Origin of the sequence: Paraburkholderia sp. EG304 (assembly GCF_046543485.1) — a bacterium.
GTDB classification, from domain to species: Bacteria; Pseudomonadota; Gammaproteobacteria; order Burkholderiales; family Burkholderiaceae; genus Paraburkholderia; species Paraburkholderia youngii.
In genome coordinates this window covers 1-16,864 of sequence record NZ_JBKGUA010000057.1, presented here as the reverse complement: position 1 = coordinate 16,864, position 16,864 = coordinate 1, and the positions used below count along the sequence as shown (strand labels likewise).

Sequence of the window (16,864 nt, the reverse complement as noted above, 5' to 3'; positions counted from 1 at the left end):
CCGCTCGCAAAGATCCACCGGCCAATCGCGTATGAGCAGACGGCACTTGCCGCCCCACGCAAAGCTGCGCGCGACTGCCAAACCTGACTTCTCCTAATATAAGCGTCGCTCAATATCTATTTTCCCAGTTGGGTCGGCTGAGCTGACCCGAACCCCGCCAGACGTCGCAACAGTACAACCTGTAAGCGCCGAAATACAAACATCCCCAATCGCCAAAGTAAATTTCAACTACGGTTGACATGGACTGATATAGATCAAACGGTTTTGAAAACTTCGAGCACTAAATAGCTTGCCCGGCCGTCATGGGTAGGTCTCCGCTTCGCGGGATCCGTAACTCCAACTGGAGAGCGACATCATGGAAAACAGGACAATTGGCAGTTTTCTTTGGCGCATTATTCTTGTGGCACTTTGCTTAATGGGATCGTCCGTTTTTTTATTCCCTACGAGTAGTCGAGCACAATCACCAGAATCCGTCAAACAAGCCATGACTTTGCTTAAGAGTAAGACGGCGGAATTGGGCGCACCGGTCGTAAAAGGCGAGGACTCTGTTGCCGGAAAGCAGGTGCCAGCGTTGTACTTTGGTGCAACGAAGATGAATAACAACTTCGCCGTGGTCGATGAGGTCAAGCAGGCGATGGGCGGCACCGCGACGTTATTCGTGAAAAGCGGCGATGACTTCGTTCGTGTCGCAACAAACGTGCAGAAAACCGACGGATCAAGGGCCATCGGGACTGTCCTCGATCCGAAGGGCAAGGCAATTTCCGCCATTCGCAGCGGCGGTGCCTACTATGGTGATGCTGAAATTCTTGGCAACCCCTACGTGACGGGTTATGAACCGATACACGATTCCAGCGGGACCGTCATTGGTATCTACTACGTAGGCTATCCAAAAGCGCAGTGAGCGCGCGCAAGCCGTCACGCTTCGCGGTTCTACCTCACACCTCGCGCGCGTCGCGCACGCGGCCAACGCGGTACAGCTTCGGGGCGGCGGGAATGCGGCAGGCTTGGGCCTGGATTTCCGCTCGCGAGCTGTCGTCCCGCAGCGGGCTTTGTTCGCGCACATAATCAAGAATATCGGCAAGGTTGAGCAGTGCTGTCGCGATCCATTCGACAGTCACTGTCATTTACCGCCCGCGCGCTTCCGCTGCTCCGTCGGCATGACCGCATTGCCTGCGGCCAGCGCGCTCAGGCCCGGGGCCGGCCCCTTGGCTCGGTGGCCGCATGACTGCTATCAGAACGTATGCCAGTCGTGGCTACCGCTGCTGTGCACTGGCTCCGCAGCCTCCGGCGCTCGATGCTTGGCAGCAGCGGGCGTTGCACGCACCACTTCTCTAGCTGCGTGGCTCGAAGCCGCGGGCAGGACAGCCGGCGCGCGCGTGGCACCACGTGTCGGCGCCGCCGCCAAGACCGGCTGGCCGGTGCGGAATACCGCGACGACTGCGCGCAGCTGCTCTGCCTGGTCTTCCATAGAGCCAGCGGCGGCCGCTGCTTCCTCCACGAGCGCCGCATTCTGCTGCGTCACTTCATCCATCTGCGCGACGGCCTGATTCACCTGCTCGATACCCCGCGTCTGCTCCTCGGACGCAGCGGCGATCTCACCCATGATGTCGGTCACTCGCTGAATGGCGGAGCCGACCTTCTTCATCGTCTCACCGGCTTTGTCCACTAGCTCCGTGCCCGTCTGAACCCGGCTGCCCGACGTCTCGATGAGGACCTTGATCTCCTTGGCCGCGCTGGACGAGCGCTGCGCGAGGCTGCGGACCTCGCTTGCAACGACTGCAAAGCCGCGGCCCTGCTCGCCCGCGCGCGCCGCTTCAACGGCCGCGTTGAGCGCGAGGATGTTCGTCTGGAAAGCGATGCCTTCGATCATGCCGATGATCTCGGCGATCTTGCCCGAGCTTTGCTCGTTCCCGGCCATCGTCTCGACCACCTGTTCAACAATGGCAGTGCCTTCGTTCGCCACCTCGGTCGCGTTATTGGCAAGGCCGCTCGCCTGTCTTGCGTTGTCGGCATTCTGCGTCGCGCACGGAAGAGCAGGCCGCGTCGTTGCAGGAGACCGCAGCGAGCATGGAAGAGCTGGCCTCAACCGTGAAGCACCGGCTCGGCGCTCGCGCCCAGAAACTTCGTCAGCGCGCGATGTAGCGCCATCAGCCTGCTCGTCACGTCGCCGACAAATGCCGACCGCTAGCACGCCACCGCCCAATCATCGGATCAGCAATGGTCGCTGCCGTCGATCTGGGTCGACCGCGCACGGCGATTGCGAGGCGGGTAGACCCTCGGCGGCCGTTATCGGCGCCGAATTCAGAGTCCTGCACTGTGGCGCACTGTCAGTATGGCCCAGCGCATACGGGCTAGACGGGTAAGCTATCTGGAAGAGCCAGCAGCGCTTCACCCTTGGCGGCAGCCCTTCCAAAGGCATCTCGCTGTGTAACCCTGCCAACATACTCCAGGAAGGCGTCACGCTTAGGCAGCGTCCCGAGCCCCAGACCCCAGCCGATATGCGATCCGACGTAGACGTCAGCAGCAGTGAATCGCTCTCCGGCAATGAAAGCGCTTGAACGCACTGCGCGTTCGAGTTGGTCCACCGTGCGCTCATAGCTGCCGTGGCCGAAGAAGAACTCCTCCTGCGGAGCCGGCACGAACCCGGCTCGATGGTTGGTGACAGCCTGCTCGACCGGTCCCGCCGCGAAAAACATCCACCGGTAATAATTAGCGCGCTCCTCCGCAGTGGGCGCCAGCCCCGCGTCCGGGAAGGTTTCGGCCAGGTACGCGCAGATTGCCGCACTCTCGGATATCACCCGGCCGTCGTGCACAATCGCCGGCACCTTACCCATCGGGTTCACTTCCGTGAAAAAGCGACTGCGCTGGTCGAGAATGCCGTACGAACGCGCGAGCGCTGCGCCACCCCATCGATCCGCCTCGCTGGAGCGTTCGTAATCGAGCACAACCGTTTCGTACTCGCACCCTACCTCTTCGAGCATCCAGTGCACAATGCGGCCGCGGGAGTTGGGGTTTGTATAAAACGTCAGTGGCAATGTCCCACTCCTCCGAACCCGATCTACAGCTTCGTTACTCACTCTCGTCTGCATAGTTACTCTCCTCTGGACATTGCGCCCGCTACGTGGATGACGGGAGAAAGATAAAACAATGGCCGCATGGCCGCATTGACTTGACACGCCAGATAACTTGCGGAGTACGCCAATCGCGAATACAGTGCGATCCAATGCGTGTTTGCAGACGAAAGTTGTCAAATCCTTCGCAGAGCGGACGGCCGCCTCTTCCTGCACGGCCACGGCCGCAGCGAAGGGTTCCTTCGTGTCCGCCAGAAATCTTTGATGTGGGAGGGACCAGGCAGTCGAAGTCGTTAAATACAGATGGCGCCATTGAAGGGAAACTCTGTGAAAGATGTTCGTGGGGACCGCTGCAAAGTGCCAGAATCCTTCTGGCGAGCCGTTGAGCTACAAGGATTGCGTGCTGAGGCGGTTCTGAGGGCGGCCGGTCTTCCTGTCATGCTCCGCCACAATGCTGCGGCGAGCATCAGCACCGCTCAGCTTTTCGCAATTTGGCGAGCCATCGAATTGCTATCAGCCGATGCAAGCTTCGGCATCAAGATGGTCCGTGACACCAGCACCGCAGCGCATAAGCTTGCGTTCCTCGCCGCGACCTATGCTGAAAATTATCGTGATGGTCTGGCGAGGGTCATACGATTCAAGCGGCTTTGCAGCCCCGATAAGCTCCATTGCGCCGAGAAGAACGGCCGGGTCTCAATCACGATCGAATGGCCGCCGGGCACTGAGCCTGAGTCTGATCTCTCGGTCGATGCAAGCTTTGCAATGCTGATTGAGTTGGGACGTCGAGGAACGGGTCAAAATCTCGCTCCCGTCGCGGTTGAGTTCAAGCGGGCCGGCCCCGTCATGGACTTGCACGGCGCCTACTTCAACTGCCCGATCCGTTGCGGCGCGGCACAAAACCGGTTCGTTCTGGCTTCCGCCGATCTTGACCGCCCGTTTATCAATCACAACCCGGAGCTCTTGCATATGCTTGCGCCCGCACTGGCGCAAGCGATGGGCGAACTGGAAGCGGAAAGCACCTTGGTTGAGCAAATCAAAACGGTGCTCAAGCGGATTATGCCGAGCGGCCGTCCCGAGATCACCAGTGTCGGTCGCGAGCTCGGCATGAGCGAACGCACTTTACAGCGTCGGATCACAGCGGAAGGCACGACGTTCCGTGCGCTCCTCGGCGATGCTCGTCAGGAGCTCGGCATGCAACTGCTGTCGGACCCCGCTTTAGATATCCAGGAAGTGGCTTGGCTCTTAGGATACCAGGATACAAATTCGTTCTACCGTGCCTTCCGGGAATGGGCGGACACGACGCCAGGGAAATGGCGTCAATTGAAACGATCAGCAAATAACGGACAACGCCTCAGTTGAACAAGCGGGTCATGCCTAGCGGCCGGTCCCTGTCGCTTGACGGTCACTCGCCGGAGCCAGGCGACAGGCAGTTCAGGGTCGAGAGGACTCGTTCGCTAATAAGGAAAGCTGACACACGCCGGCACCGGGTCGCGAATGTCGGTGAAGCAATCTAGAACGGCCACACGTTCCTGATCGGCCACTGTCGGCATTGGCCGAAATTTATCTGTAGATCATCGGGCAGCATTCGGTTGCGGACCGGCCGCCCGGGTGAAGGCTTTGCAAGATCGATGAAAGGCAATATTTGGCCTGGCCGGGTATGAACCCCGGGGCGAATCCGGCCGGAGTGGGCGTCGAGGTCGGAGATCACAATCGAACTCCCATTATCCCTGTGGGAGACTGAGATGAAAACCGAACAATCCCGTGAGGCGTGGAACAAGGGCAAGCTGGTCGGACAGAAGCCGCCAGGTCGATCAGTAACTTTGTCATGCGGGCTCCAGGCTGCTCTGCTTGATCGGATGTCGTGCCCGAGACACGGTTGCTTTTCGAAGTCCGCCGGGCGGCCTTCATTCGTACACGGCCAGAAGTGCCATTCACCGCGCTCATTGATCACGCGGGCAACTTACACGCCGGCGCCGCAGGTGCTCCCTTGCGCGAAAACTGCTACGAATGCCCAGCTGGTGGCTGGGTTGGTACGTACACGACGCCGCCGCTTCCGTACCCCTCCGTATACCATGTCGCACCGCACTTATAGTAAGGGGCGCCGCTGACCAAGATCGGGGCGACATTGCAAGGCGGCGGTGCTGCCGGCGGCGGGGGGGCCGGCATGGGTGCCGCTGTACTCACGGGAGGTGGAGTCGCCGCGGTTGCTACGGCCGCGGCCGTGCCGACCACCATCGCGCCCGCGACGAATCCAGCTGCAGCGTCGTTGTCCCAACTGGAGCCGCCGCAGTTGTAGCAATTTTCGACGGCTGCCTGTCGTTGTGACTGGTTCTGGCTCGCAGCGGCCTGTCGTTGTGATTGGTTCTGGCTAGCAGCGGCTTGCCGTTGTGACTGGTTCTGGCTCGCGGCGGCTTGCCGCTGTGCCTGATTGGCGCCAGATGTCTGTTGCGCCTGACTTCGTGACGCTTGTCGCTGCGCCTGATTGGCGCCCGATGTCTGTTGCGCCTGAGTCATGGCAGACTGTCGCTGCGCCTGATTTTCGCCGGCCGCTTGCCTGCGCTGACCCGCTGCTGCCTGCCCTCCTCCAGAGCCATATGCGGAGGCACCGGCTCCGCCTCCACGCCCCGATGAGAATGAGCCGCCAGCCGCGGCTCCGCCTCGTGAGAAGCCCCCGTCGCCGCCGCGATCGCCACCAGCCCGGCCGCGATCGCCACGACCCGCCGCGCTGGCGTCGAGCATGCCCCCGGCGAGAACGAGGCTAGCCAGCATCGCCGTACCGACGCTACTCCATGAGAGGGTTTTCATTTCGTGCCTCCTTTGGCCGACGACGGCTTGCGCGCGTGGGAGGGCAGCGTGGGAATATCAGCGGCGAATGCGATCTTCTGCGCACCGTCGGGGATTTTAACTACGAACGTGTCGTCGGCGAGCCTCGGCGCAAAGTTCCAGTTCGACAACTGCGCCCAGTACTGGGGCTGACCTGGCGCATTCTTATAAGTCAGGACAACGCGCACCGGATAGGGCTCGTTGCCGTCCGCAATCCAGACCTGAAAATCCACAGTGTCGGTGCGTGCGGCAAGGTGATGTGTGGGAATGCCCTCGATGTTCGTCTTTTCCACATAATCGACCTGCCGCACCCGCTCTTCGAATTCCGTTGGCAGCCGACTAGTCAGCAGCATCGCTAGCGGAAAGCGTAGATGGAGATCCCGAACGAAATGGATCAGCGTGACGTCCACATTACCTGGCTGCTGTTTGGTCGCGTAAACGTTATTGGCAGAATCGACCACGATGATATCTTTGCCATCGAAAACAGCAACTGTCTTCGTGCCGTCGCTGCGTTCGCTCTCAACGCGCAATTGGTCCGGCCGCTTTACCGTGATATTTCGCAGTTCACCGAATTCGATCTTTTGCCCGGAAAGTTGAACGGCGTCATAGCCGCTGCGTACGTCGACGCCGAACGCATTCGCATTAGCAAGGAACACTGCCATCCTCATCAGGATCGCGTGGGCTTGCTCCTGCGATGCGGTCTGCTTCTGCTGTGGTGTGGAAGCCTGTTGCGGGTAAGCTGGTTGACCGCTCACCAGCAAGAGTGCAGAGACGAGTAGAGCAGACTTGAAGCGCCGCAGCATGTGAAGTTTTGTGCTCATGAGCTACCCCCGTCGGCCGTTGTGCCTCACGGATATCCTCGCGTCGAGAATTGAATATAGTACAGTTCTGCGTCGAGAAAAGTCCCTCGCCCCTCGGCCTCCGGTGTCAGCACACCTTCACGACCGCCTCGCGCATCACGGGCTAGCGCGACATGCAACTGCTCGTCGATCACTCCGGTCTCGTCATCTGACATGGTGAACCGGCAACAATCATCCGTAATCACGCCGACGGCCGAGGCGGTGCCCCGGCGCCCATGCATCGTGCTATGACCTCAAGACTTCTTACGTCTTCGGATTTGTCGTAGGTGTCCAGCCCGGCGCAATCGCGCTCTGGCGAAAAAATTCCTGGGCGCGTGCATCCAGCGGGCCGAACCAGGAGCCATAAACCTTTTGCAACTCCGGCGACACGAACAGCTCGCTCAGCGTGCGGTCGACTATCAGCCGCAGCTCGTCGTCACCACGCGGTACGCCGATCGCGATCGATGCGTCGGTAAAGCGACGCTCCAGCACCAGCAGGTCGTCTGCCGCCGGATTGATTCTGACGAGAGAGACCAATAAGGCCCGTTCAGCGAAAAACGCGTTCGCCTGCCGATTGACGACGCTCAGCACACCCGCGGTGACATCAGGCACGCTCAGCACTCGCGCGTCGATATGCAGTTCGTTCAGGCGCTTGCGCACCCACGCTTCGGCATCGGCGCCCGCGACCACGGCGATCGTCTGTTGCGACAAAATCTGCGACGGCGCGCCGCGCCAGAACACTCCGCTGTGCGTGCCGTTAAGCACATTCCTGAGCCCTGGCGACGCGTCGCGGCGCACCACCACGCCAATGCCGCCGGGATAGACGGGGATTGAGAACGTCGCCTGGCGGCGCGCTGCCAGCGTATCGTAGGTGCCGCATGCCAAAGTGAGCAATGTCGTCGACGATGTCTGATGCCAAGGTCTCGCCTGAGACGCTAAAAGCGTCCCGAACCAGCTTCCGCATATAGCTGCGGCCTTCGTTGCGAACCTTGATGACCATCTGAAGGGCTTCCGGTTCCGCAGCCTCGTTGCTCATGACCATGATGAGCATCAGGCGCAGGAAGTTTTCCCTGAACCTGAACACTTCGCCCGACTTTTTGAGGTACCAGAGCAGCCGGTCACGCGGAGTGCCCGCTTCCGGTGGATCCCGGTGAGCTTCCTGCATCGCGGCGAAAAACCCGCTGGCGCCTTGAGCCATGACGTCGGCAAGCAGTCCGGCTTTTGAGCCAAAGTGATGGTAGATCGCGCTTTTCGGGATCCCGGTCGCATTGACCAGGGTGGACATTGAGGTGCCCGCATAGCCGTAAGCGGACATCACACGCGAGGCCGCATTGAGGATTTCCTGGCGCGATCGTTCACCGCGACTGTTGGTTGTCTTTCGTGGTTTTTCCATTGAACGATGATAGTCCCGCGGGTCATGAACCGAACGGTACATTTCTCATGGTTTACCCTCGGTAATATTTTGTGGACCTATCGGTACAATTTTCAGTGCAGACTAGAATCGATCATTTCATGCGCCGGCGTGTCGGGACAAACATGAGAAACGAAAAGTTCATTGTGACTGAGTCGATGACGCTGCCTACAGTGACCGCCGTGCGCGGATGGTTAATGCGAATGACATCTGCCCTGTGGTACGCAACTCGACCGGAGATACGGCCCGGCCTTGCGCCGCTTTCCAAGCCGCATGGTCGCCTGCTGCAGAGTCTGCGCAGCATTCTCGAGGTGGTGCCTGCGGCCGCGCTGGTGCTCGATACTTCGAACAACGTTATCTGGGCAAATGGAAGCGCAATTCAGTTGCTCGGTTACGCACTCGAGGAAATATTGGGTATGCCGATTGAGTCTTTCATCGTACCGTCGGCGAGGGACAATCGCCCAATTTCAATTGCCACAATGAGGGTCGCGCAGCGCTCGCCCCAGAGCATGACCTGGGCGGCGATTGCGCATACAAAGAGCGGCGCGCATCTTCGAGCTAAGGCCACCATGTCTGCATCGCTGCCAATAGGACCTCAGACAAACGTGGTGGTCGTCATCGAGCCGCAGAGGGAGGAGGCAGAGGGTGTGCCAGCCGCCAGCGTTCCGCAAGGCATCCTTCGCACGCGCGAGTCTGAACTCGGGGACATCGCCGTCGCGATCAGCCATGAAGTCGATCAGCCGCTCACCGCCATTCTCAGCAACGCCCAGGCCGCGCAGCGGTTTCTCGCGCAGAACCCGCCGGCCCTCGGTGACCTGCAGGAGTTGCTAGCCGACGTCGTCGCCGATAGTACGCGTGCGCACGCCATCATTCGCCGCATGCGCCAGTCTGCTCGAGGCGAGACTGCCGGGACGAGCCCGATTGCCGTGGACGGGCTCGTGCGCGACGTCATCCAGCTGCTACGACGCGAGACGCAGACGTGTGGCGCGAAGGTTTTCGCACGAATCGAAGACGGTCTACCGCAGTTGCGAGGCGATGCGGTTCAGATCCAGCAGGTTCTCGTCAACCTGCTGCGTAATGCGCTCGACGCTGTTCGCGACCGGCCTCTGGAGCAACGTAGGATTGACGTTTCAGTTCGTGCTATCGAGGATCGTGGCACGGTATGCATCGACGTGAGCGATCAGGGCGTGGGCGTCGACGACGACCGGCTCGGGTCTCTGTTCATGCCTTTCGTCACATCCAAGCCGCAAGGGCTCGGTCTTGGACTCGCTATCAGCCGGTCCATCGTGATGGCGCACGACGGCAAGTTGTGGGTCGAGCGCAATGCCGACCGCGGCCTGACATTCCATATCGAACTTCCGTCCCATTCTGGATCTCGAAAACCCGTACCCGCAAATGACCGAAAACCGACCGACGCCACTTGTGTTCGTCGTTGATGACGATCAGCATGTACGGAATGCCCTGTGCCGCGTGCTGCGATCAGGCGGATTCACCGTGCAGGGCTATGGGTGTGCAAGCGCTTTCATGCAGGACGCTGACCTGAAAAGTGCGCCTGCCTGCCTGCTGCTTGACCTCCAGTTGCCCGATTTCAGTGGCATTGAACTGCAACGACGGGCTTGACGGCATCGTTCCGATCGTATTGGTTTCTGCTCAAGGTGACATGCAGACCGCGGTGGAGGCGATGAAAGCCGGGGCGGTGGATTTCCTGGTCAAACCGGTCGAAGCCGCTTTGCTGCTCGAGGCGACGGCCAGGGCGACGGCACAGGCGCAACGTCTGTTTGCGCGGCGCGAACAACGGGCGGAGGTACAGCGGCGGCTCGACACGCTGACTCCCCGCGAGCGCGAGGTGATGGCCCTCGTGGTGGCAGGCCACATGAACAAGCTCGTCGCCAGTGAGCTTGGCGCAGCGGAAAAGACGGTCAAGGTTCACCGGGGACGCGTGATGGAGAAGATGAAAGCCGCGTCGCTTGCTGGGCTGGTAAGCATGCTCATCGATAGTGACTTCGATACGCCAGAACTCCGCCCGTGAAGTTAGCGCAAAGGCCGCGCCGTCGGGCGCAAGGAGACTTCACACGTTGTTGAACTCGCAACGATGAGACGAAGGTCCGATATCGGCGGCAACGGCGTACGACTAAGCTGAAAACGCAAACCACCACCAGGGGAGTTCCTTGCCATGAAAAACATGTTCGCAATTGTCCGGCGATTGATCAGGGCAATGGGTGCGAAAAGCGCCGGGCGGCTCAACGCTCTCCAGTACATCAATATGCTGCCGCAGCCAGTGCTCGCTTCCCGACACACGGCGCGCATGCCTGGCAGCGCACGCAGGACTCGTCGTCATTGAGAACGTTAAGGATCGGCACCGAGAGCATCGATCTAGCCGACTGCCGCGCCAAGATGGAGAAAGCTTTCTGTTTCGTGGACAGGCCCGCCAGGATCTAAACAGTCCGGGTATCGCCCCGAGGAGTGACACAATGAGAAACCGGTATCCCGCAGTTATCCTGACGGAGTCCATGTTGCGCCTCGCAGGGGAACTCGCCGACACAGGGAGTTACGCAGACTGGAAAGCCATCGCTCAATCCTTGAATGTTCGATTCGGGGAACATCGAAGTGCCCGGTTACTGGCGGACCCTTCGGTTCGCGATGAGCTTGACCGGCGTTGCCACGCTTCTTCGCATCAGCGACAGCGGCAGATTGCAAGTTCTTCGGTGGCGCTTCCATGAGGGTACTGGCGGACGGGCTGTATGGAGTCGCGACCCTGCATGTCTTCTCCCAGGACGGCGTCTGGCACTGGGGTATTACCGTCCCGCGCGGGAAAGGTGGCGGGTTTCGGGTAGTGGCTTACAACACAGGAGTATTCACGCAAGAGGGCGACGCAGCCCCGGACGGCTGTCGAACGCTGGATCTGATGAGGAAATGCCAGCTGAGCCTCAAACATGACTTCACGCCCGGACGCTAACTAGACTGAGGAAATTGCAATTAGGGGCGCGGCCATACTGACTGTCTTCATCGAAGACTTCTGATGGACTGGCGCAAGGCGCGCCTGCTGGAGTTTCGGAGCGCCTCGCCGAGCATTCTGACGAGGTCGTGACAATGCAGCAGCGGCTGCGAAGAAGCGGAACGCTGCGATCAAGGCGGCACATCAAGGTGCTTTTGGTCCGAGTGTTCAGAGAGACTCCAGTGATTGCAAGCGCACCATCGCGTCGGGCGCAGGCACCGGATCCCGCCTTGACCCGTGCTAATAACGCACCGACCCACCCCGCTCGACGAGGGTCGCATATTTAAATATTAGTTGCGCACGACCGGCGGCATCGCGCCGCTTGCGTTGTGCCAATCGGATACACGGAGAGGCGCTATGGAAAAGCTCACGAAAAACTGCTCGACCCTTGCTGCGTTGGCGATCCTGCTGACTGGATATGCCGCTGCCGGCGTGCCTCATAGCGCGAGACATCTGACCCCAACTGAGTGCCGTGACCTGGCTGAGACTAAAAACAACGCGCCACGGACGAGGTCACAACACCGAAGCGAGCTCTCGGCTCTGAGCAAAGCGGGGTACAACCCGTCACCATGGCACGACGACCCACACTATCCAGCGGATCTACACGCAGCGCAGCGCCTGGTCGACCATTGGTTCGAAACGGAGTGCAAGTAGTCTCACCCCAGGCGAGAAGTCCCTGAGCCCCTGGCGCCAATTCGGTCCACCGCAGACTTAGCGCGCGGCAACCGCCGGTCGCATTTCACCGCAGCGCTGGGGGTTGGCAACGCGTATGGACGGTTCGAAAACTTTTCGCAGGCACAGAACGTAACGAGTGTCGGGGCGGGCTTTCATTGTCTGATCGCACGTACGTTGCCCAACTGGAGCGAACGATGGGTACGGGCCGCGCTTTTGTGGCTGATCCTGCTTGTGGCGGCCCCTGCCTATGGGGAACGCGGTTCTGAAGGACCTGCGCCCTACAAGCCGGAGCAGCTTGAGGCGCTGGTTGCGCCGATCGCGCTCTATCCAGACCCGGTTCTGGCTCAGGTCCTGATGGCGCCCACTTATCCGCTCGAAATCGTCTATGCGGCGCGCTGGGTGCAAAAGAATCCAAATGTAAAAGGCGATGCCGCGGTGCAGGCAGTCCAGAATCAACCTTGGGACGCCAGCGTGAAGTCGCTGGTGGCATTCCCCCAGATACTGGAGCCGATGTACGACAAGCTGGATTGGACACAGAAGCTTGGTGACGCGTTCCTCGCCCAGCAAAAAGACGTATTCGCAGCGGTGCAGCGGTTACGTGCGCGCGCGCAGGATGCGGGCAACCTCAAGTCCAACGAGCAGCAACAGGTCATCGTTGAGCCAGCGGCCGCCGGCCAGACAACGGTCGTGCGGATCGAGCCCGCCAATCCTCAGGTCATCTACGTTCCCGCGTACAACCCGACGGTTGTCTACGGTGCGTGGAGCTACCCGGCCTATCCGCCCTATTACTGGCCACCATACCCGGCCTACTACCCCGGTTACTATCCCGGCGCGGCCCTCGCGACCGGATTGGCCTTCGGCCTCGGCGTTGCAGCTATCGGTGCGATTTACAGCGACTGCAACTGGAATTCGGGCGACGTCAACATCAACTATGACAAGCAAAGAAACGTCGACCGGAACGCTGACAGATCGCGGAGCCAGAACGGTGAGAGAAGCGGGCGCTGGCAGCACGATGCGGGCCATCGCCAAGGTGTGGCCTATCGGGATAACGCCACGCGCGACAAGTTCACCGGTTCATCAGGGGCCGACAGGCGGTCCGAGTATCGTGGGCGTGAGTCCGGTACGGGTAACCGAGCGGCCACGGCCGACCGGGCGGGTACGGGCAACCGGGCCGGCGGGGGCAACCGTGCATCGGTCGCAGACCGATCCGCTGGCACCAACCGGACCGGCGCGGCCAATCGAAGCGCTTCCAGCAACATCAATCGCGCCAGCAACAATCTAGGCGGGGTTACGGGGGCGGATATGGTGGTGGGCGCGACCGACGCAGCGCTTTATTGGCCGACGCGCTGATGCGCTGCCGCTATTGCTGCATCGCGTTCCTTTCTGGCTTCAGCCTTTTTCTCATCGAAGACTTTCTTTGCAGCGGCTACTTTCTTGTTGTAGACCCGATTGGCTGCGGCGACCTGCTGGTGCATCCGCACGATCTCGTCGGGATGCTCTGCAGCCGCCGGCGCGGTGGTGGCCGAATTGTCTTGAGCCCATGCATACGAGTTCGACAGCACGACAACGAAGATGGCCGAGGTAGCAAATACAGAAATTTTCATGATGTACTCCCGGGGAAATGCGAACAAGTGGGCCGTCCAAAAGGTCGGTGCAATTTCACCCTACACAGCCAGGTGCGCGAAAAAAATGGGACCAAGGTCCGATGGCGCCCGCGTCGGGACTCTTCATGCACGGAAGCCGAATCAAACATAGTCGCGCTCACATGAGTGCCGAGCGGCAGAGTGCACGGAAGTCCGTGGTCGCTCCGCGCGATTGCGCATCGAAATATCGGACCAAGGTCCGATAGGCAATGGATCGGCCCACGACTAGGCTGTAAGCTCCCGCTCGAAATCCGGGACGGGGACAAAGGATATTTACCGCGAAATTCTGATCGCAGGCGTGCTCTTTGTCTTCGCCGCGGTGACATATCGAGGTTCCTCTTTCGCAACCGTCATGCAAAGGGCCGTCTATAGGCGCGACGCGGTCCAGCAATTCCCAACAGCGCCGTTGCAGCGGACCTGGACGCTTCGACGTTCGACCCGGGTTGAGGCTGCATGTAAAGGAGACGCAGGTATGAGCATGGATGCTGCTTCGGCTGCTTCACCTCGCGCGACGCTATCCAGTGACGAACTCACAGGCATTGACGCGTGGTGGCGCGCCTGTAATTACCTGTCGGTCGGCATGATTTATCTTCGGGACAATCCGCTATTGCGCGAACCCCTGAAGGTCGAGCATGTAAAACATCGCCTGCTCGGACACTGGGGCGCGAGTCCGGCACTTTCGTTTGTCTGGGCCCATCTGAATCGCGTCATCGCTCGCGACGATCTCGATGTGATCTTCATGGCCGGCCCTGGGCACGGCGCTCCCGGTGTACTGGGTCCCGCTTATCTGGAAGGCACCTATTCCGAGGTGTACCCGGACAAAAGCGAGGACGCCGAGGGGATGCAGAAGTTCTTCAAGCAGTTCTCCTTTCCGGGTCACATTGGCTCACACGTGACGCCGGAAACACCAGGCTCGATTCATGAAGGGGGAGAACTCGGCTACAGCCTCTCGCACGCCTACGGCGCCGTGCTCGACAACCCTGATCTGATTGTGGCTTGCGTGGTCGGTGACGGCGAGGCCGAAACCGGCCCGCTCGCCACTGCCTGGCATTCGAACAAGTTCATCAACCCCGCGCGCGACGGCACCGTCCTGCCGATCCTGAACCTGAATGGCTACAAGATCGCCAATCCGACGATCCTGTCGCGCATCAGTCACCGGGAGCTGAAAGCACTGTTTGAGGGGTACGGCTATACGCCATATTTCGTAGAGGGATCGGACCCGGCCGAGATGCATCAGGCGATGGCCGCCACGCTCGATACCGTCACCGCGGAGATTCGTGCGATTCACGAAAGAACGCGCGCAAGCGGCACCGCTGAGCGGCCGTTCTGGCCGATGATCGTCTTGCGCACCCCGAAGGGCTGGACCGGGCCGAAGGAGATCAATGGCCATAAGGTCGAGGGCTCATGGCGCTCGCATCAGGTGCCGTTCTCCGATGTGAGCGGCAATCCCGCGAATCTTGCGCTGCTGGAAATCTGGATGCGCAGTTACAAGCCGGAAGAGCTGTTTGACGAAAACGGTCGCCTTGTGCCCGAACTGCGCGCGCTGGCCCCGGAAGGGCGTCGCCGCATGAGCGCCAATCCGCATGCGAACGGCGGCGTGTTGCGCCGCGAATTGAAGCTGCCCGACTTCCGCGACTACGCGGTGGAAGTCGGGCAAGCAGGCGCCGTGCTGCGCGAGAACACGCAGCCACTGGGCCAGTTCCTGCGCGACACGATGCGCTGCAACATGAGCACCTTCCGCGTATTTGGCCCCGACGAGACGGCGTCGAACCGCTTGCAGTCGATCTATGAGGTCAGCAAGAAGGTGTGGATGGCCGACATGCTGCCCGAAGACGACGACGGCGGCGAACTCGCGCGTGATGGCCGCGTGATGGAGATGCTCTCCGAGCACACGCTGATGGGCTGGCTCGAAGGCTACTTGCTGTCCGGGCGTCACGGCTTCTTTCATACGTACGAAGCGTTCGCGCATGTGGTGGACTCTATGTTCAACCAGCACGCGAAGTGGCTGGACGTATGCAAGAACCATGTGCCGTGGCGCGCTTCGGTGGCCTCGGAGAACATTCTGCTTTCGTCGACGGTATGGCGTCAGGATCACAACGGATTCTCGCATCAGGACCCAGGCTTCATCGATCTGGTCACCAACAAGAGCCCATCGGTGACGCGTGTCTATTTGCCACCCGACGCGAACACGCTGCTCGTGGTCGCCGACCACTGCCTGCGCACCACCGACTGCATCAACGTGATCGTCGCCGACAAACAGAAGCATCTGCAGTTCACCACGATCGACGAAGCTGTTGTGCATTGCGCAAAGGGTATGGGCGTCTGGCGGCGTGCAAGTAATGACGAGGACGCGGAGCCGGATGCGGTGATGGCTTCGTGCGGCGACGTCGCCACTCAGGAGGCACTTGCGGCCACGGCGATTCTGCGCGAACGTCTGCCCGAGCTGAAGCTACGCTTCGTGAACGTGGTGGATCTCTTCAAGATGCAGCCTGTGAGCGAGCATCCGCACGGCTCCACTGAGCGTGAGTTCGACAGCCTGTTTACGACCAACAAGCCGGTCATCTTCAATTTTCACGGCTATCCGTGGCTCATTCACAAGCTGGCTTACCGCTTTCGCAATCACGAGAACCTGCACGTGCGCGGTTACACCGAGAAGGGCAATATCAACACGCCGCTCGAACTCGCGATCCTCAATAAAGTAGACCGCTTCAACCTCGTGCTCGACGTGCTCGACCGCGTGCCGCGCTTGCAGGGCAGGAGTGCGCACCTCAGGGAAGACATGCGCAATGCAATCATCCTTAACCTGAACTACGCGCACAAGCATGGCACCGATCGCGCCGAAATCTCCGACTGGACTTGGCCGTATTGAATCGAGCGTCGCAATGATGCGTGAGCGGTGAAGGTGGCGACCGCACGTAGGAATGTCGCGCTCACGCGGCTCGAGTCGAGCCACCTCAGGCGAGCGTCAATGTACAAGGAGTCCTGGTGATGAAAGCTCCTCAGCGTCCTCAGCGCATCGAGTTGATCGCGCCACTGTCGGGCGTACTGGTTCCTCTCGACAGCGTGCCCGATCCGGTCTTTGCCCAGAAGATGGTCGGCGATGGCATATCGATCGATCCGACCTCGGATGAACTGCTATCGCCGCTTGCCGGCAAGGTCACGCAACTCCACAGCTCGTGCCACGCCGCAACGATCACCGGCGACAACGGTCTGCAGGTGCTGCTGCATATCGGGCTGGACACCGTGTTGCTGCACGGTGAGGGCTTCATGCCGTTGGTCAAGGAAGGCGACACCGTCGCTGCGGGCACGCCGCTGATTCGCTTCGACCCGATCGTGGTCGGCGCAAAAGCAGCCAGCCTGCTCACGCAAATGGTCATCGCCAATGGCGATCTCGTCACGCGCTACGT

14 protein-coding genes and 2 pseudogenes are annotated in these 16,864 nt (G+C 60.4%); 9 read left to right on the top strand and 7 right to left on the bottom strand.

The features are described from left to right. Positions 1-355: 355 nt before the first annotated feature. A complete protein-coding gene (locus tag ACLFKU_RS36420) occupies positions 356-901 on the top strand; it encodes a Cache 3/Cache 2 fusion domain-containing protein (RefSeq protein WP_410852386.1) in 546 nt (181 codons plus the stop codon). 34 nt (positions 902-935) lie between these two features. Here ACLFKU_RS36420 and ACLFKU_RS36415 read toward each other — a convergent pair whose 3' ends face one another. The 3 genes and pseudogenes from ACLFKU_RS36415 to ACLFKU_RS36405 all read right to left on the bottom strand — a co-directional run bounded on the left by ACLFKU_RS36415 (position 936) and on the right by ACLFKU_RS36405 (position 3,035). After that, positions 936-1,124 (bottom strand): hypothetical protein, encoded by a 189-nt coding sequence (locus ACLFKU_RS36415; RefSeq protein ID WP_410852385.1) that lies wholly within the window; start codon positions 1,122-1,124, stop codon positions 936-938. A gap of 107 nt (positions 1,125-1,231) precedes the next feature. Beyond that, positions 1,232-2,017, bottom strand: a pseudogene (locus ACLFKU_RS36410) (methyl-accepting chemotaxis protein); the annotation flags it as partial. Between the two features lie 334 nt (positions 2,018-2,351). Next, positions 2,352-3,035, bottom strand: coding sequence for a glutathione S-transferase family protein (locus tag ACLFKU_RS36405; RefSeq protein WP_410852384.1), 684 nt, complete (start codon positions 3,033-3,035; stop codon positions 2,352-2,354). 363 nt (positions 3,036-3,398) lie between these two features. Here ACLFKU_RS36405 and ACLFKU_RS36400 point away from each other — a divergent pair, with 363 nt between their 5' ends. Then, complete coding sequence (locus tag ACLFKU_RS36400) at positions 3,399-4,430, top strand: AraC family transcriptional regulator ligand-binding domain-containing protein (protein ID WP_410852383.1); 1,032 nt, start codon at positions 3,399-3,401, stop codon at positions 4,428-4,430. 1,442 nt (positions 4,431-5,872) lie between these two features. Here the strand turns inward: ACLFKU_RS36400 and ACLFKU_RS36395 are convergent. The 3 genes from ACLFKU_RS36395 to ACLFKU_RS36385 all read right to left on the bottom strand — a co-directional run bounded on the left by ACLFKU_RS36395 (position 5,873) and on the right by ACLFKU_RS36385 (position 8,168). Then, a complete protein-coding gene (locus tag ACLFKU_RS36395; protein ID WP_410852382.1) occupies positions 5,873-6,715 on the bottom strand; it encodes a DUF2092 domain-containing protein in 843 nt (280 codons plus the stop codon). Between the two features lie 282 nt (positions 6,716-6,997). Then, complete coding sequence (locus ACLFKU_RS36390) at positions 6,998-7,564, bottom strand: hypothetical protein (RefSeq protein WP_410852403.1); 567 nt, start codon at positions 7,562-7,564, stop codon at positions 6,998-7,000. Continuing rightward, positions 7,491-8,168 (bottom strand): TetR/AcrR family transcriptional regulator, encoded by a 678-nt coding sequence (locus tag ACLFKU_RS36385; RefSeq protein ID WP_410852381.1) that lies wholly within the window; start codon positions 8,166-8,168, stop codon positions 7,491-7,493. The genes ACLFKU_RS36390 and ACLFKU_RS36385 overlap by 74 nt, the downstream gene beginning before the upstream one ends. Positions 8,169-8,269: 101 nt before the next feature. Between ACLFKU_RS36385 and ACLFKU_RS36380 the strand changes: the two genes are divergently transcribed. From ACLFKU_RS36380 to ACLFKU_RS36360, 5 genes and pseudogenes are all read left to right on the top strand, one after another. Beyond that, positions 8,270-9,580 (top strand): ATP-binding protein, encoded by a 1,311-nt coding sequence (locus tag ACLFKU_RS36380; protein ID WP_410852380.1) that lies wholly within the window; start codon positions 8,270-8,272, stop codon positions 9,578-9,580. Further along, positions 9,540-9,764: a response regulator gene (locus ACLFKU_RS36375; protein ID WP_410852379.1), complete on the top strand. Its 225-nt coding sequence runs from the start codon at positions 9,540-9,542 to the stop codon at positions 9,762-9,764. Before ACLFKU_RS36380 ends, ACLFKU_RS36375 begins: the two co-directional genes overlap by 41 nt. Next, a complete protein-coding gene (locus ACLFKU_RS36370) occupies positions 9,742-10,173 on the top strand; it encodes a response regulator transcription factor (RefSeq protein ID WP_410852378.1) in 432 nt (143 codons plus the stop codon). Before ACLFKU_RS36375 ends, ACLFKU_RS36370 begins: the two co-directional genes overlap by 23 nt. Before the next feature lie 1,323 nt (positions 10,174-11,496). After that, on the top strand, positions 11,497-11,793 hold the full coding sequence (locus ACLFKU_RS36365) for a DUF4148 domain-containing protein (RefSeq protein ID WP_410852377.1): 297 nt from the start codon (positions 11,497-11,499) through the stop codon (positions 11,791-11,793). A gap of 195 nt (positions 11,794-11,988) precedes the next feature. Continuing rightward, positions 11,989-13,133 (top strand): annotated as a pseudogene (locus tag ACLFKU_RS36360) (DUF3300 domain-containing protein); the annotation flags it as partial. Positions 13,134-13,145: 12 nt separating this feature from the next. On the opposite strand, the gene ACLFKU_RS36355 reads toward ACLFKU_RS36360, so the two are convergent. Beyond that, positions 13,146-13,418, bottom strand: coding sequence for a hypothetical protein (locus ACLFKU_RS36355; protein WP_410852402.1), 273 nt, complete (start codon positions 13,416-13,418; stop codon positions 13,146-13,148). A 511-nt stretch (positions 13,419-13,929) separates the two neighbouring features. On the opposite strand from ACLFKU_RS36355, the gene ACLFKU_RS36350 reads away from it, so the two are divergent. Both ACLFKU_RS36350 and ACLFKU_RS36345 read left to right on the top strand, forming a co-directional pair. Next, complete coding sequence (locus ACLFKU_RS36350) at positions 13,930-16,326, top strand: phosphoketolase (RefSeq protein ID WP_410852376.1); 2,397 nt, start codon at positions 13,930-13,932, stop codon at positions 16,324-16,326. 119 nt (positions 16,327-16,445) lie between these two features. Beyond that, positions 16,446-16,864: PTS glucose transporter subunit IIA (locus ACLFKU_RS36345; protein WP_410852375.1), on the top strand; the 419-nt coding region annotated here is incomplete at its 3' end.

Excerpts from the sequence above, each read along its gene's own strand:
- ACLFKU_RS36365 (WP_410852377.1), top strand. The coding sequence starts at position 11,497 with ATGGAAAAGCTCACGAAAAACTGCTCGACCCTTGCTGCGTTGGCGATC.
- ACLFKU_RS36395 (WP_410852382.1), bottom strand. The coding sequence starts at position 6,715 with ATGAGCACAAAACTTCACATGCTGCGGCGCTTCAAGTCTGCTCTACTC.
- ACLFKU_RS36420 (WP_410852386.1), top strand. The coding sequence starts at position 356 with ATGGAAAACAGGACAATTGGCAGTTTTCTTTGGCGCATTATTCTTGTG.
- ACLFKU_RS36380 (WP_410852380.1), top strand. The coding sequence starts at position 8,270 with ATGAGAAACGAAAAGTTCATTGTGACTGAGTCGATGACGCTGCCTACA.
- ACLFKU_RS36385 (WP_410852381.1), bottom strand. The coding sequence starts at position 8,168 with ATGTACCGTTCGGTTCATGACCCGCGGGACTATCATCGTTCAATGGAA.
- ACLFKU_RS36350 (WP_410852376.1), top strand. The coding sequence starts at position 13,930 with ATGAGCATGGATGCTGCTTCGGCTGCTTCACCTCGCGCGACGCTATCC.
- ACLFKU_RS36355 (WP_410852402.1), bottom strand. The coding sequence starts at position 13,418 with ATGAAAATTTCTGTATTTGCTACCTCGGCCATCTTCGTTGTCGTGCTG.
- ACLFKU_RS36375 (WP_410852379.1), top strand. The coding sequence starts at position 9,540 with ATGACCGAAAACCGACCGACGCCACTTGTGTTCGTCGTTGATGACGAT.
- ACLFKU_RS36415 (WP_410852385.1), bottom strand. The coding sequence starts at position 1,124 with ATGACAGTGACTGTCGAATGGATCGCGACAGCACTGCTCAACCTTGCC.